Source organism: Limibacter armeniacum, from assembly GCF_036880985.1.
Classification (GTDB): domain Bacteria; phylum Bacteroidota; class Bacteroidia; order Cytophagales; family Flammeovirgaceae; genus Limibacter; species Limibacter armeniacum.
In genome coordinates, this window is sequence record NZ_JBAJNO010000009.1 from 3,188,766 (window position 1) to 3,205,276 (window position 16,511).

A 16,511-nucleotide genomic window follows, 5' to 3' on the forward strand; every position below is an offset into this window, starting at 1 on the left:
AGCTGTGCCATCTCATGTATTTGAGATGGCATTCTTGTTTTATTAGCAGTAACTTTAATTTATCACATCACTTACTTTGAAAGTTAACTCTCACAAGAAATGCCAATCATTGTCACAAGTCACAAGTTCTGCCAATGGCTCCGTATTGCTGGGATTACATTGTATCCTTTTATTATTGTGAAAACAAAAGAGCTGAAGGTAAACCCTGTGTTGATCAATCATGAGTTGATTCATATCAGGCAACAACAGGAGTTGCTGGTAATCCCGTTTTACCTGCTTTATCTGGGACATTACCTTTACAACCTGTATAAGTATAAGGATGCATATATCGCTTATAGGAATATATGTTTTGAACGAGAAGCTTATGAAATGGAATGGGACCTTCAATATTTAAAGCGAAGAAGAATGTGGACTTTTTGGCGGTATTGGTAATGGAGCTATGAATACGAAAAGAGCCCCTTTCAACTCAACTGAAAGGGGCTCTTTTCTTTATATCTGAAATCTAAGTCTATCTTACTAGTACATGCATTCTGTGTGCATCTAACTTGATAAAGACAAACAGTAGAATTGTAAATGACCAAAGTGATGATCCTCCATAACTGAAGAATGGCAATGGGATACCAATTACAGGAAATACGCCAATAGTCATCCCAATGTTAATCATAAAGTGGAGGAAGAAGATAGAGGCAACACTATAACCATATACTCTTGACATCCTTGATCGCTGCCTTTCAGCTACCCAAATCAGTCGGACGATCAGTGTTAAGAAAAGGCCCATTACAATCAGGCTACCGATCCATCCATGTTCTTCACCTACAGTACAGAATATAAAGTCAGTACTTTGCTCAGGTACAAAGTTGAACTTGGTTTGAGTACCTTCTAGGAACCCTTTTCCTGCAAAACCACCTGAGCCAATGGCAATTTTTGATTGCGTTACCTGATAGCCTACACCGAGTGGGTCAGCATCAGGATTAATCAATACTTCAATACGTTTACGTTGGTGAGGGCGCATCACGTCATTCAGAATGACATCAATACTTTTGGTAAAGCCGATACCTGTAAGACCGATCAACAAAACTAGGATAACACTTCTGATATTCTTACGGAACCGTATGGCTACTATTACAGAAAGTGCTGAAATGCCTATGGCAAGCTGTGCCCATGGGAAAATCAATGCCAAAATAAATAGGATAACTGCTGTCAAACCAATAACCATATAAATGGCAGGGAATCCCTCTCTATAAAGTGGGAATACAAATGCAGCAAAGACCATAGCAGATCCTGTATCCTTTTGTGCCAATACCAAGACGGCTGGGATGGCAATGATGCCTAATACACTAAGGTAAACATTAGGTCTTTCAACTTTTAAGCTTGAATCACTCAAGTACTTGGCAATAGCCAACGATACCGCAAACTTAGCAAACTCTGAAGGTTGAATCCGGATAAAGCCTAATTTAAACCAGGAGGTATTACCACCAGCTGAGTGACCAATAAGTAGGACTCCTATCAAGGAGACAATGACGGCTCCGAATATGATATAAGCGAAGGTGTCAAAAAACTTATAGTCGATCACCATAATGGAGATGATCAATAATGTAGCTCCTGCAATCCATAAAAGCTGTTTACCTGAGTTCAGGTCCAGAGAGAAGATACTGGTTGGGGCATCAGGCTGGTAAACGGCTGCATAAATATTAAGCCAGCCTAGAATGACGATGGTAAAGTAAACGAAGATCAATGTCCAGTCTACATTTTTGAGAATACTGCTGTTCCTTGTTCTCATGTTTCTTTTGTCGGCAGTTTGTTTCTTTAGGTTAGTTTAGTTCAGATAGTGTGCCAAAGCGTTGTGTAGGAATGTCCTATCGAAGTCCGGTTATAAGGCGTGTTACTGTTATGGCACAATCGCAAATGTAAAAAGAAATAATAGAAGTTGTTTGGCTTCAAGTGTTTATAAATAAAAAAAACAGCTGCATTTCCTTATAAAAGAAATGCAGCTGTTTTGCTTAAGTTCGAGATATGATCACCTTACAGTTATTGAAGCATTTTCAATAGAGAAGTAAGCTTTGATTTCAGTTCACGTCTGTTGACGATGAAATCCAAGAATCCATGCTCCAATAAGAACTCAGCACTTTGGAAACCTTTAGGAAGGTCTTTGCCAATTGTCTCTCTAATGACACGTGGCCCTGCAAAACCAATCAATGCTCCAGGCTCTGCAATATTGAAATCACCTAGCATAGCAAATGATGCTGAAACACCACCAGTAGTAGGATCTGTCAATAGTGAGATATAAGGAATGCCTGCTTCAGATAATAATGCAAGTTTGGCAGAAGTTTTTGCCATTTGCATAAGAGAAAAGCCAGCTTCCATCATACGTGCACCACCTGATTTGGAGATCATCATAAAAGGAATCTTATGCTTCAGTGAGTAATCGATCCCTCTCGCAATTTTTTCACCAACTACTGAACCCATTGAGCCGCCAATGAAACTGAAGTCCATACAGCATACGACCAAATCAACTCCATTCATTTTACCAACAGCAGTTCTGGCAGCATCTTTCAAACCAGTTTTGCGTTGAGAAGCTTTGATTCTTTCAGGGTAAGGCTTGCTGTCCTGAAACGAAAGCGGGTCGCCAGCAGTCAGGTTTTCATCAAGTTCTTTGTATTTGTTGTCGTCAAACAGGATCTCAAAGTATTCTTTTGAGCCAATTCTGACGTGATATTCATCATCAGGGCAAACGAAGGCATTTTCCTTCAGTTCTTTCATATGGATGATCTTGCCACTTGGTGTTTTATACCAAAGGCCATCCGGCGAATCCTTTTTTTCGCTTGTTGGGGTGGTAATCCCTTGTTCCTTTCTTTTAAACCAACTCATAAGCAAAAAAGACTGTTACACAGTTTATGATACGATTAAAATATATTTATGCTTAGTTGTATCTCAAAGCTATATCCCGAAATAGAGCGTAAAGATATCTAATAATTTGATAAATAAACCAAAAGAGGAACCCTTTTGAAACAGGCTTGCTCATTTAGCCATAGATAAGTGAAGGTACTCTTTTTTAATCCGCAAGCAAAAAAGATGCTTTTAATAATTTTCTAATAAATTATTGGATAAAATAAATTTCACCCTAAGCCTTTTAACTTTAGGAAAACTAATGCTGAATCGGAATTGTTTTTATTCCTGCTAACGATTCTCATTCGCTTTTCATGGTAAAAATCATCTAATTGATGCCGGTTTTATATATTAAAACATAAAGCAGTTTGCTATCTTTGCCGAACAATATTCACTTTAAACCACATTAACAATGTCCACAGATATCAGCAACATCAAACCAGGTGTAGTTACTGGTGACGACGTAGAGAAAATCTATCAGTATGCAAAGGAAAAAGGCTTTGCTTTACCTGCAGTAAACTGTGTAGGTACTAACTCTGTGAATGCAGTATTGGAAGCTGCAAGAGATATGAAAGCCCCAATCATCATTCAGTTTTCAAATGGTGGTGCAAAGTTCTTTGCAGGTAACCTGAGCAACGAAGGTGAGAAGGCTGCAATCCTTGGTGGTGTTGCAGGTGCTAAATACGTACATGAAGTAGCGGAAGCTTACGGCGTGCATGTAATCCTGAACACTGACCACTGTGCTAAAAAACTTCTTCCTTGGATTGACGGTCTGATGGACGCCAATGAGGAATTCTACAAGCAGCATGGTAAGCCGCTTTACTCTTCTCACATGATTGACTTGTCAGAAGAGTCATTGGAAGAGAACATCGAGATCTCTAAGAAGTACTTCGAAAGAATGTCAAAAATCGGAATCACACTTGAGATCGAATTGGGTATCACAGGTGGTGAAGAAGATGGTGTTGACAATACAGACGTTGATTCTTCTAAGTTGTACACGCAGCCTGAGGAAGTAGATTATGCTTACACAGAGCTGAGCAAAATTGACGACAAGTTCTTGGTTGCAGCAGCATTCGGTAACGTTCATGGTGTATATAAGCCAGGTAACGTTAAGCTGACTCCAAAAATCTTGGATAACTCTCAGAAGTATATCAAAGAGCAGCATAACACATCTGAAGATAAGCCAGTGAAATTTGTATTCCACGGTGGTTCAGGTTCATCAGTAGAAGAAATCAGAGAAGCGATTTCTTATGGTGTAATCAAAATGAACATCGATACAGATACACAGTGGGCTACTTGGGATGGCGTTAGAGCGTACGAAGCTCAACACCATGATTACTTGCAAGGTCAAATCGGTAACCCTAAGGGGGCTGATGAGCCTAACAAGAAATACTACGATCCACGTAAATGGATGAGAGAAGGTGAAAAAGCAATGATAGAAAGATTGAAAAAGGCGTTGGAAGATTTGAACAACGTAAATACAATCTAAGCTAGCTGATAGCTTCTATCCCAAAATTAAAAAGCCATGCTAATGCAGCATGGCTTTTTAATTTTCTAATTAACCTTCCAATGAAAGGTTGCCTTTCATTATTTCAGCCTCTTTTTTCGGTAGTCTTAAATCAGCAATGACACTATATACTGTAGGGTTACTCATAGCAAACAGAATCAACATACCTATATATACACCTGCAAATAATATATGACCTGTTAGTAGATAAGCTACAATGGTTAAAATAGTAGTCGTTTCAAGCATGGCAAACTTGTAAAAGCTTCCTCTTAATACCTCTTCTAGTTTTATTCTTAAACTAGGAAGCTCTCTTGCTGCTCTTATACGCTTCTCATAAAGCCAATAGGCGATAATACTATTAATACCACATAAGATGGGTACTATATATTTAAGCTGTTCTGCAAGTTCAGGAAATGAAGGTTCAAACTCCCCATTTCTTGACTTGAGGTAAGTAAATAGGAAAATAGGTAAAGTAACTCCTACCATAATATAAAAGACTGCTCTTAATTTGTTGACAAAATCAACAGGAGTTTCAAAAGCCGAAAAGAATCCTTTCTGCATTACTAATGTTATTTATGAATAAAAATGAATATCTATTGAGTCAAGCCTAAGTCTGAACAACAATTAAATCAGGGGTAAAGTTACCGTTTATTGTATTAATAAGATAATAAGTTGACTATCCTTAAGTGTTTTTTGGAATCTATTAATGAATGAAGAATGATCACTATTAGGTTATGATCAAATCAGTGAGAATTGAAAAGTGTAAGTATTTTAAAATTCAAGAGTGTTGAATGTTAGGGAGTTATGTGGTTGTTAACTTTCATTATTCCCAAAATGCAATTCTAGGTCTTGCACAGCAATAACTTTTTCCTACCTTTGCACTCCGCAAAACGGGAAACACCCGCAGCGACCAGCCACTCCAACGGGAGCGGTGATAATGCTTCCTGACAGCGACAATGGATAAGTGAAAATTAATTCACAATGTTGCTTGCAAATAACGGGGAAAAGGTTTTACCTTTGCATCCGCTTCTTTCGGGAAGGTTTTCGAGTTAACGGTTCGGAAATAAAAAATAAAGAAAAGTCTTGGAGTTTTGGTGAAGGTTTTCTTACCTTTGCAGCCGCTTCAAGCGAAAAGGTTCCGGAAGGATCCACGGAAAAGTCCAAGAAGTTGGATTTTGAAAAGTTCTTTGAGAGGATTTAGGACAGTGGTAAGGGATAAGGCTTTAGGGTTTTATTTCGATCACGCAAAACAAGTACGACAAGACAAGCACAAGCGTCAATTCCAACAATTGAAAAGCAGGAGACAGGTCAGAAAACACGACGACAATTGGAGCTGTTCCTTTCAAGGGGCAGCCCAAGTCAACAATCTCTTACAATGGAGAGTTTGATCCTGGCTCAGGATGAACGCTAGCGGCAGGCCTAATACATGCAAGTCGCGGGGTAGGGTTTCCTTCGGGGAGCCTGAGACCGGCGCACGGGTGCGTAACGCGTATGCAACCTGCCCGCTGCAGGGGAATAGCCCGGAGAAATCCGGATTAATGCCCCGTAGCACTGTTTACCTGCATGGGTGAATAGTTAAAGGAGCGATCCGGCAGCGGATGGGCATGCGTCTGATTAGCTAGTTGGCGGGGTAACGGCCCACCAAGGCCACGATCAGTAGGGGTTCTGAGAGGATGATCCCCCACACTGGTACTGAGACACGGACCAGACTCCTACGGGAGGCAGCAGTAGGGAATATTGGGCAATGGGCGCAAGCCTGACCCAGCCATGCCGCGTGAGCGAAGAAGGCCCTCGGGTCGTAAAGCTCTTTTATAGGGGAAGAACAAGTGGGGTGCGCCCTGCTCTGACGGTACCCTATGAATAAGCACCGGCTAACTCCGTGCCAGCAGCCGCGGTAATACGGAGGGTGCAAGCGTTGTCCGGAATTATTGGGTTTAAAGGGTACGCAGGCGGTCTGTTAAGTCAGTGGTGAAAGTTCACAGCTCAACTGTGAAAGTGCCATTGATACTGGCAGACTTGAGTACCGGAGAGGTAGGCGGAATTCCCCATGTAGCGGTGAAATGCACAGATATGGGGAGGAACACCGAAAGCGAAGGCAGCCTACTGGCCGGTAACTGACGCTCAGGTACGAAAGCGCGGGGAGCGAACAGGATTAGATACCCTGGTAGTCCGCGCCGTAAACGATGAAGACTAGGTGTCTGCCCTTCGGGGTGGGTGCCCAAGCGAAAGTGATAAGTCTTCCACCTGGGGAGTACGCTGGCAACAGTGAAACTCAAAGGAATTGACGGGGGTCCGCACAAGCGGTGGAGCATGTGGTTTAATTCGATGATACGCGAGGAACCTTACCTGGGCTCGAATCCCATTCGACAGGTCTAGAGATAGATCTTTCTTCGGACGGATGGGAAGGTGCTGCATGGCCGTCGTCAGCTCGTGCCGTGAGGTGTTGGGTTAAGTCCCGCAACGAGCGCAACCCCTACCTTCAGTTACCATCGGGTAAAGCCGGGGACTCTGGAGGAACTGCCTGCGCAAGCAGAGAGGAAGGCGGGGACGACGTCAGGTCATCATGGCCCTTACGCCCAGGGCTACACACGTGCTACAATGGTAGGGACAGAGGGCAGCGACATGGCGACATGAAGCGAATCCCAAAAACCCTATCTCAGTTCGGATCGCAGCCTGCAACTCGGCTGCGTGAAGCTGGAATCGCTAGTAATCGCGTATCAGCAATGACGCGGTGAATACGTTCCCGGACCTTGTACACACCGCCCGTCAAGCCATGGGAGTTGGGTGGGCCTGAAGAGGGTGGCCGTAACAGGAGCTCTCAAGGGCAAAACCAGCGACTGGGGCTAAGTCGTAACAAGGTAGCCGTACCGGAAGGTGCGGCTGGAACACCTCCTTTCTGGAGACCGTCCCTGTAGTTGTAGGGGAAGGCGCCTGTGCCGTTGGTTGTACGGCGTGAACACTGTCCAAGTCACTCAAAACAATCCTTGAGATTAGATGACCGGGGGATTAGCTCAGCTGGCTAGAGCGCCTGCTTTGCACGCAGGAGGTCATCGGTTCGACTCCGATATCCTCCACCTCATTTTCCGGGTATTCCCTTCAAGTTTCAGACGAGAAACAGGACAAGGGAGACCGCAAGACGGAAAAGAAAGGTTCTTTGACATACTGCCAAATTAAAAAGCAACGAGGCCTGCCTGCCGCAGTTGATGCTGATTGTTCGGTATTGACGGCAGGCGGCAAGAAGAAAAGCAAGAGAAAGTAATAAAGGGCGTACAGTGGATGCCTGGGCTTCCAGAGGCTATGAAGGACGCGACAAGCTGCGAAAAACTTCGGGGAGGTGCACATGACCCTTGATCCGAAGGTATCCGAATGGGACAACCCACCATGCTGAAGGCATGGTTTTAGAGCCAACGCGGGGAACTGAAACATCTAAGTACCCGCAGGAAGAGAAAACAAGAGTGATTCCGCAAGTAGTGGCGAGCGAACGCGGAGAAGCCCAAACCGTCGGTGTTACGGCACTGTCGGGGTTGTAGGGCTTGCATAATGTGAAGACACGGAACTGGAAGGCGCTGGAAAGCGCCGCCGCAGAGGGTGAGAGTCCCGTACAGGTAATGTGTTGATCAGGCAAGTACCCTGAGTAGGGGGGAGCCGGTGAAACTCCCTCTGAAGCAGGCAGCACCATCTGCCAAGGCTAAATACTCCTGGAAGACCGATAGCGAACAAGTACCGTGAGGGAAAGGTGAAAAGCACCGTGAATAACGGGGTGAAATAGATCCTGAAACTGTACGCCTACAAGCGGTCGGAGCCCATCAGTTGGGTGACGGCGTGCCTTTTGCATAATGAGCCTACGAGTTGCACCTCACCAGCAAGGTTAAGTTCTTCAAGGGACGGAGCCGCAGCGAAAGCGAGTCTGAATAGGGCGCCATAGTTGGTGGGGGCAGACGCGAAACCGTGTGATCTACCCATGGCCAGGGTGAAGACGGGGTAACACCCGTTGGAGGCCCGAACCAGTTGACGTTGAAAAGTCTTTGGATGAGCTGTGGGTAGGGGTGAAAGGCCAATCAAACTCGGAAATAGCTCGTACTCCCCGAAATGCCTTTAGGGGCAGCGTGGGGTGTTTTCTTGCGGAGGTAGAGCTACCGATTGGACTAGGGGGCTTCACCGCCTACCGAATCCAGACGAACTCCGAATGCCGCAAGATTAAGCCCTGCAGTGAGGGCTGGGGTGCTAAGGTCCCAGTCCGAGAGGGAAAGAACCCAGACCGCCGGCTAAGGTCCCCAAATCTGTGTTAAGTTGAACAAAGGAAGTGCAGTCGCGGAGACAGCCAGGATGTTGGCTTGGAAGCAGCCATTCATTTAAAGAGTGCGTAACAGCTCACTGGTCGAGTGACAGCGCATCGATAATAATCGGGCATTAAACACAGTACCGAAGCCGCGGACTAGTAATAGTGGTAGGGGAGCATTCTACGGGCATCGAAGCCGCATGGTGATGTGTGGTGGAGCGCGTAGAAAAGCAAATGTAGGCATAAGTAACGATAAAGAGGGTGGGAACCCCTCTCGCCGAAAGACCAAGGTTTCCCGGGCAACGCTAATCGGCCCGGGGTCAGTCGGGACCTAAGGCTAAGCCGAAGGGCGATGCCGATGGCAAGCGGGCAAATATTCCCGCACCCGCATGGCAACGAAAGTGACGGAGTGTGTGACTCCTCGCGCAGTGACGGAATACTGCGTTGAAGGACTCGTCCGACAGTACTGCAAACCCTCGGGGGCGCAGATAGCAGGGGGAGCACGCTTCCAAGAAAAGCAAGCCATGCGGCCCGTACCGCAAACCGACACAGGTGGTTGGGTTGAGCATACTAAGGCGCTCGAGTGATTCATGGCTAAGGAACTAGGCAAAATGGTCCTGTAACTTCGGGAGAAAGGACGCCTCCTCCTTCGGGAGAGGCCGCAGTGAAAAGGCCCAGGCGACTGTTTAACAAAAACACATGGCTTTGCGAAGTTGAAAGACGATGTATAAGGCCTGACACCTGCCCGGTGCCGGAAGGTTAAGGGGGGACGTTAGCGTAAGCGAAGCGTTGAACCGAAGCCCCGGTAAACGGCGGCCGTAACTATAACGGTCCTAAGGTAGCGAAATTCCTTGTCGGGTAAGTTCCGACCTGCACGAATGGTGTAACGATCTGGGCACTGTCTCGGCCATGAGCTCGGTGAAATTGTAGTCGCGGTGAAGATGCCGCGTACCCGCAACGGGACGAAAAGACCCCATGAACCTTTACTGCAGCTTAGCATTGGCTCTGGGTAAGTGATGTGTAGGATAGGCGGGAGACTGTGAACCGGGTTCGCCAGGATCCGGGGAGTCGCCCTTGAAATACCGCCCTTTGCTTGCCTGGTGTCTAACCCTTAACGGGGGACATTGCTTGGCGGGTAGTTTGACTGGGGTGGTCGCCTCCAAAAGAGTAACGGAGGCTTTCAAAGGTCCCCTCCGTACGGTCGGCAACCGTGCAGAGAGCGCAATGGCACAAGGGGGCTTGACTGTGAGGCTGACAAGCCGAGCAGGTAGGAAACTAGGACATAGTGATCCGGTGGTTCCGCATGGAAGGGCCATCGCTCAAAGGATAAAAGGTACTCTGGGGATAACAGGCTGATCTCCCCCAAGAGCTCACATCGACGGGGAGGTTTGGCACCTCGATGTCGGCTCGTCACGTCCTGGGGCTGGAGAAGGTCCCAAGGGTTGGGCTGTTCGCCCATTAAAGTGGCACGCGAGCTGGGTTCAGAACGTCGTGAGACAGTTCGGTCTCTATCTGTTGTGGGCGTAGGAAGCCTGAGGAGTTCTGACTTTAGTACGAGAGGACCGAGTTGGACGAACCTCTGGTGCACCGGTTGTTCCGCCAGGAGCATTGCCGGGTAGCTATGTTCGGATGGGATAAGCGCTGAAAGCATCTAAGCGCGAAACCCGCTCCGAGATGAGGCTTCCCTTAAAGGGGTGTTGTAGATGACAACGTCGATAGGCTGCAGGTGAAAGGGTTGAGAGACCCGGGCCGAGCAGTACTAATCCCCCGTGACTTTCCTTCGCTTTTCTTCTGCCCGCAAGGCGGGCAGGCCTCCAGGCAGTATGATACTATAAAAATCAAAGAAACAGAAAGCCTTTCAAAAGCCTTCATGGCGGTGAGAGCGCGGGTGAACACCTCTTCCCATTCCGAACAGAGCAGTTAAGCCCCGCAGCGCCGATGGTACTGGGATAACACCCGGGAGAGTAGGTCACTGCCAGTCTTATACAAGCACAAAGCCTTGCACATATCAATATGTCGCAAGGCTTTTTTAGTTTAAGAGGAGATAGTCTTCAAGAAATTTAGTGATAGAAGATTAAATTGTTCTGGGCATTCAACATTAACTACATGTCCACAGGATTTAATAATATGTAGTGTCGAGAATTGATGATGGTTTACCGTCTTTCTTACAAGTGGCAAAAACATATAGTCTTCTTCACCCATAATATATAAAGTAGGTACAGGGACTTCATGAGAACGAAGATGCTTAAGAAGGGGAGATAGCTGAGAGGTTAGCTTAAACCACCTCATAATTTCTGCTCTTGAGAGTTTTTTTGCTTCACGGATGAAAAGCATTCTGGATTCGCGATTTCTTCTTCTAGGCATAAGAATAAAAGCGTAGAAGGAATATAACCATATAAAGGGTACAATACTTTTTACTTGGTCAGCAAGCCAAAGCAGAATGCTGGAACGAATATTAAGTTGGGTGACTGCACCCCCTAGTATCATACTCAGAACTTTATCAGGATGATACTCTGCAATGACTCGAGTGATGATGGTACCTAAAGAAATTCCAATGAAATGAGCTTTATGAATGGATAGTTCATCCATAATGTTAATTACATCTTGTCCTATATCTTTAAAGGTGTAAACATTTTCGGTGACATGATCCGGTAGCTTTTGTGATTTACCGTGTCCTCTGAGGTCAATAAGCAGTAGATTAAAGTGTTTTTGATACTCTCTAAGCTGTTTGAACCAAATAGCTGAGCTACCTCCAACGCCATGAATAAAGACAACCCAAGTGTTACTTGAGGGATGATTGTATGTTTTTGAATACAACATATAAGAAAAATCGAATATCTGTCTATATCAAACAAGATAGCAGAATCCACAAGACTAAGTAGTAAATAGTCGTTAGGTGAAATCTTGTTATAATTTGATAAAACTTCAGATTAACATTTATTTACTTGATAATGAGTGAATTGTAGTGTTTTTTTGAACTTTGAGAGTAATATTAATAGAAATAATACAATTACTTGACATAGGAATACATGTCTGTGTGACATACCTGCAAGAATTTATGAATTGTAATTTTTTATAAATATCTGAGGAAACCTTCCAGAATGGTTGCGTTAAAAGGATTAAAAACATAAATTTGCAGGCCTTTTGAAGTGGTTGATTACGAGAATATTAGGTCTAGAAACACAAAATTTTAGAACAGTGACAAAAGCGGAAGTAATTAATGAGATCTCGAACCAGACAGGTCTGGACAAAAATGATGTTACATTAACAGTAGAGGCGTTTTTCAAAGTAGTGAAGAGCAAAATGGCAGATGGCGAGAACATCTACGTGAGAGGCTTCGGTAGCTTTGTGAACAAGAGAAGAGCTAGCAAAATTGGTAGAGATATCTCTAAAAACACGTCAATCAGTATTCCTGAACACTATATTCCAAGCTTTAAGCCGTCCAAGTCATTTGTTGAGAAAATCAAAAACAGTGATAAGGTGAAGCTTGCAAACGGAAACAAGTAATCAGCCAAATTGATTAAAGACATTATAAGGTTCCGTATATTCTAGCCACCGAGTTGGAGTACGGACCTTTATAAATGTCTGTTTTTTTTTAATATCTAAGCTATGTCAAGATCCCAAGTAATAGTTTTGGCTGCTTCGGCAGTGGTAGTAGTAGGATTGGCTCTGATGCCAAGAGCTGTAGTGAAAAACAACAACAAACAAGTTGAAGGAACGACTGCAGAAGCTGCTGCACCAGCGCAAAAAGATACACAGCCTACGACTCATCAGGCCAATATACCTGCTGAAGTGTTATCAAACATTGAGGCACAGAAAGAGGTGTACAATACAGCTGGTGATGAGCGTGAAAAACGGGCAGGTCTTGACGAGTTGATCGCTACCTTCAAGGAAATTAATCGTTATGATAGCGCAGCTTATTATGCTGAGCAGTTCAGTATTGAGTATCCTAAGTCAGCATATATTTTGAAAGCGGGTGACATCTATTATGAGGCATTCACTTTCGCACTAGATGCAGAAAAGGTGGCTGAGATGGCGAAAAAAACGCAACAGCTTTTTGAAAAATATCTGGAAGCCAACCCAAAAGATCTTGATGTTAAGGTGAAATTGGGTATGACATATGTACCGACAGCTAACCCTATGCAGGGTATTGCGATGATTCGGGAGGTATTGAATGAAGAACCTGACCAAAAGCTTGCTTTATTTAACCTTGGATTGCTTGCAATCCAGTCAGGGCAGTTTGACAAGGGTGTTGGAAGGTTCAAGAGGCTTACAGAATTAGATAAAGAGGATATGCAAAGCTGGTTCTATTTAGGGCTTTGCTATAAGGAGACAGGAAAAGAAGCTGAAGCTATCGAAGTACTGGAGCACGTGAAAAAGAATGTGAAGGAGCCTCAGATTATTACTTCAGTGAATCAGTATCTAGAAGAACTGAAGCACTAAAAATTGAGTAAGGAAAGAGGATGGTGACAAGAATAACGAGAAGGTAAATACCCTGAGGGGGATTTAGAAGTTAAAGACCTGATTCTTTTAAAGGTAAATTGCCTAAGAAAAGTCGGAATTTAATAAATAAAGCTTTACCTTGCGTCTTGTTTTGAACTTTGAAAGCCTTTAATGGCTTTTTAATATAGAAGGTGAAATTTTTTATAAACTTAAACTGTAAAGCATATGCCTTGCGGAAAGAAAAGAAAAAGACATAAGATCGCAACTCACAAGAGAAAGAAGAGACTTAGAAAAAACAGACATAAGAAGAAGAACTCATAAGTCTTTTTCGCCAATCAGGACCTTGATTTGACAGGTAAATTACTCCTGTTTTAAATCAAGGTCTGTGGCGTTTTTATGGGGTTTTCTCATTTGTTTGTGAATGAGGTATTGCAGACGGCGGTACCTAGAAATTTATTGTACTGACTAACAAGAGTGTAATCCTAAACTTTTATCGAGTTGAGTAATGAATTAATTATCAATTCTACTCAAAATGGTGGTCGTATAGCACTGCTTCGTGATAAAAGTCTTGTTGAACTTCATTACGACAGCGAGGACAGCAAATTTCAGGTTGGTGATATCTACTTGGGAGTTGTCCGAAAAGTCGTACCAGGGCTAAATGCAGCCTTTATCGACATTGGATATGATAAAGATGCCTTTTTGCATTACCTGGATCTTGGACCTCGTATTCGGTCTCTTCAAAAATTCATTAAACTTGCCCAAGGTAAACACCACAAGCATGTCGGTTATAAGTTAGGTGATTTCCGTATGGAGCCTGAAATCGACAAGCTGGGTAAAATCAATGAAGTATTTAAGCAAAATCAGCGCGTACTTGTACAAGTTGTCAAAGAACCAATCTCTACGAAAGGTCCTAGACTGTCTTGTGAGCTGTCTATTGCAGGAAGATACCTTGTATTGGTTCCATTTTCTAACTCCATTAATATATCGAAGAAAATCACGGATGCTTCAGAACGGAAACGCCTGATGCGCTTGATCTCTTCCATTAAGCCTGAAAACTTTGGAGTCATTATCAGAACAGTAGCTGAAGGAAAAGATGTTGCTGAACTGGATCGGGACCTGAGGGACCTGATAGAAAAATGGAAAAGAGGAGTGGAGTTACTCAAAACAGCCAAGCCAAGACAAAAGGTAATTGGTGAAATGAGCCGAGCCACATCCATGTTGAGGGATATTCTGAACGAATCATTTGACAGTATTACAGTTGATGATTCAGAAGCCTTTGAGGAAATCAAGAAGTTTATCAAGACCATCGCTCCTGATAAGGAGAAAATCGTAAAGCACTATACTGGCAAAGCCAAGATTTTTGAGCAATTTGGAATTGAGAAACAACTGAAAACACTCTTCGGGCAAACGGTTAGTCTGCCAAGCGGAGGGTATTTGGTGATCGAGCATACTGAGGCTCTTCATGTTATTGACGTGAATAGCGGAAACAAGTCAAATGCAGAGACAGACCAAGAGACAACAGCTTTTAACGTCAACCTAGAAGCAGCGAGTGAGATCGCAAGACAACTCAGACTGCGAGATATGGGAGGCATCATCGTCATTGACTTTATTGACATGAAAAAAGCTGAGCACAGGAAAGCGGTGTATGACCACATGAAGAAGGAAATGAAGTCCGACCGCTCCAAATATACTGTGCTACCACTCAGCAAATTTGGTTTGATGCAGATCACAAGACAGCGGGTTAGACCTGAACTCAATATCAAGACTCAGGAAAAATGCCCGACTTGCAATGGAACCGGAAAAATCACCGCATCGATCATGATCTCTGATCAGATTGAGTCAGACGTTGAATACATTCTGGGAAAACAAAACGAAAAAAATGTTACACTGTACTTACACCCATATCTCTACAGCTATTTCATGGTAGGCATTCCTTCCAAACGCATGAAGTGGTTTATGAAATACTTTAAATGGGTCAAACTTGTACAGGATTCATCGTTAGGAATTTCGGAATACAGATTTGTCAATCATCTTAATGAAGTAATCGAAATTTCCTGAACCAAGAAGTATTATTAGTAATATTGATGTGTGCCAAAAACTTTTTATAACCTGCCAACAGATTTAAAAAAGTACACAATCAACTATTACGATTTTAAAAGCATTCAGACCCGACAGAACTATCTGTCGGGTTTTTTTTATTCCTATCTTAAAGGATTATTCCTTTATAGCATTGCCTTTTTTTTCATAAAAACCAGAATAATATGGAACCTTCAGTGCAGTTTATTAATAATCAGGAGAAGAAACGTTTTGAGGTTGATATCAATGGATATCTAGCCTTTATGGAGTATAAACTAACCAACCATGGTGACTTGTACATCTTGTATACAGAAGTGCCACCAGAGCTAAAAGGTCAGGGCATTGCGACAAAGATGGCTGCCAATGTGATTACGTTATTGCAACAAAATAACTGGAAGCTGATACCACTCTGTCCGTTTATGGCGGCTTATATGGAAAGACACCCTGAGTTTAGGTTTCTGATATCAGAAAAGGCTAAGCCAAGGGGCTGATTTTATGCTTTGAGTTTTGTGTAGGTCACTGGTTGAATGCATCAGTATTATAATTTGTTATACAGTTAGCCTGGTAGGCTATTTTGAACAAGACAGCCTCTTTATTGTTAAGAAGAACAACAGAGGTGTAGAGTTGTAAATGGCTGCTTATCAGTTTGATGATGAGTTTTGTGATCCGCATTCAATCTGTAGGGTGAAGCTATTTAGGCAACTCTACCTATCTGGTTTCAAACTTACTATTCCTTATTCTTATCTACACAAACCAAAAAAATCAGCGATTTTATGAGACAGAGTTCACTTACGGGAGGGGCTATCATGTTTACGGGGTACCTTCTGTTCTTCATTATTATGCGCGCACTAGGACTTTTGGAAGTCGTAGAGTTGAGAGCCATTAATTTTATATTTCTAATAGCAGGTGTGTATACTGCCATTTCGTTGGAAAAGAAACACCTAGGTTGGGGGTTTACTTATTTTCAGGGACTGGGAGCTGGTATTGAAGCAACGGTACTAGGGGTCATGCCCTTTGCTGTTTTTATCTTTGTTTATCTCTCATGGATAGACCCTGAGTTTATGGTCTATATACGGGAGCATGAACCACTAGGTCATTACATTACACCATTTATGGCAGCATTTGTCATAGTGATTGAGGGGTGTGCTTCGGGTTTTATCTCAGCTTATACAATAATGCAGTATGTAAAAGCCCATACTGCACATCCTCATGAATAGCATCAAAATAAAATTACCTTGACAAGCAGTTACTCTTTTGGGTAACTGTTTTTTTATGTACACAGTAATCTTGTATCGCCCCATTTGTTTATGAGAAAGTGGT

11 protein-coding genes, 1 tRNA gene and 3 rRNA genes are annotated in these 16,511 nt (G+C 43.4%); 11 read left to right on the top strand and 4 right to left on the bottom strand.

Features of this window, described 5'->3' with window-relative positions:
• Window positions 1-99: 99 nt before the first annotated feature.
• Complete coding sequence (locus tag V6R21_RS30980) at window positions 100-432, top strand: hypothetical protein (RefSeq protein ID WP_334247366.1); 333 nt, start codon at window positions 100-102, stop codon at window positions 430-432.
• Between the two features lie 76 nt (window positions 433-508).
• Here V6R21_RS30980 and rodA read toward each other — a convergent pair whose 3' ends face one another.
• Both rodA and accD read right to left on the bottom strand, forming a co-directional pair.
• Complete coding sequence (gene rodA, locus V6R21_RS30985) at window positions 509-1,780, bottom strand: rod shape-determining protein RodA (protein ID WP_334247367.1); 1,272 nt, start codon at window positions 1,778-1,780, stop codon at window positions 509-511.
• A gap of 248 nt (window positions 1,781-2,028) precedes the next feature.
• Window positions 2,029-2,868 (bottom strand): acetyl-CoA carboxylase, carboxyltransferase subunit beta, encoded by an 840-nt coding sequence (accD, locus tag V6R21_RS30990; RefSeq protein WP_334247368.1) that lies wholly within the window; start codon window positions 2,866-2,868, stop codon window positions 2,029-2,031.
• Window positions 2,869-3,298: 430 nt separating this feature from the next.
• Here accD and fbaA point away from each other — a divergent pair, with 430 nt between their 5' ends.
• The gene (fbaA, locus tag V6R21_RS30995) at window positions 3,299-4,375 is read left to right on the top strand and encodes a class II fructose-bisphosphate aldolase (protein WP_334247369.1); all 1,077 of its coding nucleotides are present in this window, start codon (window positions 3,299-3,301) and stop codon (window positions 4,373-4,375) included.
• 69 nt (window positions 4,376-4,444) lie between these two features.
• Here the strand turns inward: fbaA and V6R21_RS31000 are convergent, their stop codons facing one another.
• Entirely contained in the window at window positions 4,445-4,954 is a 510-nt protein-coding gene (locus tag V6R21_RS31000) for a hypothetical protein (protein ID WP_334247370.1), read from the bottom strand.
• Window positions 4,955-5,765: 811 nt separating this feature from the next.
• On the opposite strand from V6R21_RS31000, the gene V6R21_RS31005 reads away from it, so the two are divergent.
• The 4 genes from V6R21_RS31005 to rrf all read left to right on the top strand — a co-directional run bounded on the left by V6R21_RS31005 (window position 5,766) and on the right by rrf (window position 10,653).
• Window positions 5,766-7,289: ribosomal RNA gene (locus V6R21_RS31005) — 16S ribosomal RNA — on the top strand.
• A 104-nt stretch (window positions 7,290-7,393) separates the two neighbouring features.
• Window positions 7,394-7,467 (top strand) — tRNA-Ala (locus V6R21_RS31010).
• A gap of 175 nt (window positions 7,468-7,642) precedes the next feature.
• A 23S ribosomal RNA gene (locus V6R21_RS31015) occupies window positions 7,643-10,454 on the top strand.
• Window positions 10,455-10,541: 87 nt separating this feature from the next.
• Window positions 10,542-10,653, top strand: a 5S ribosomal RNA gene (rrf, locus tag V6R21_RS31020).
• The 16S, 23S and 5S rRNA genes sit together here with 1 tRNA gene alongside, the layout of an rRNA operon.
• A gap of 53 nt (window positions 10,654-10,706) precedes the next feature.
• Here rrf and V6R21_RS31025 read toward each other — a convergent pair.
• The gene (locus V6R21_RS31025) at window positions 10,707-11,492 is read right to left on the bottom strand and encodes an alpha/beta fold hydrolase (protein WP_334247371.1); all 786 of its coding nucleotides are present in this window, start codon (window positions 11,490-11,492) and stop codon (window positions 10,707-10,709) included.
• A 345-nt stretch (window positions 11,493-11,837) separates the two neighbouring features.
• Between V6R21_RS31025 and V6R21_RS31030 the strand changes: the two genes are divergently transcribed.
• The 5 genes from V6R21_RS31030 (at window position 11,838) to V6R21_RS31050 (ending at window position 16,408) form a co-directional block, all read left to right on the top strand.
• Complete coding sequence (locus V6R21_RS31030) at window positions 11,838-12,179, top strand: HU family DNA-binding protein (RefSeq protein WP_334247617.1); 342 nt, start codon at window positions 11,838-11,840, stop codon at window positions 12,177-12,179.
• A gap of 102 nt (window positions 12,180-12,281) precedes the next feature.
• The gene (locus tag V6R21_RS31035; RefSeq protein WP_334247372.1) at window positions 12,282-13,115 is read left to right on the top strand and encodes a tetratricopeptide repeat protein; all 834 of its coding nucleotides are present in this window, start codon (window positions 12,282-12,284) and stop codon (window positions 13,113-13,115) included.
• A gap of 498 nt (window positions 13,116-13,613) precedes the next feature.
• Window positions 13,614-15,173 carry an Rne/Rng family ribonuclease gene (locus V6R21_RS31040; protein WP_334247373.1) on the top strand — a complete coding sequence of 520 codons (1,560 nt, stop codon included), beginning with the start codon at window positions 13,614-13,616 and terminating at the stop codon, window positions 15,171-15,173.
• 203 nt (window positions 15,174-15,376) lie between these two features.
• Window positions 15,377-15,682 carry a GNAT family N-acetyltransferase gene (locus V6R21_RS31045; RefSeq protein WP_334247374.1) on the top strand — a complete coding sequence of 102 codons (306 nt, stop codon included), beginning with the start codon at window positions 15,377-15,379 and terminating at the stop codon, window positions 15,680-15,682.
• A gap of 282 nt (window positions 15,683-15,964) precedes the next feature.
• On the top strand, window positions 15,965-16,408 hold the full coding sequence (locus V6R21_RS31050; RefSeq protein WP_334247375.1) for a DUF4199 domain-containing protein: 444 nt from the start codon (window positions 15,965-15,967) through the stop codon (window positions 16,406-16,408).
• The last annotated feature ends 103 nt before the right edge of the window (window positions 16,409-16,511 follow it).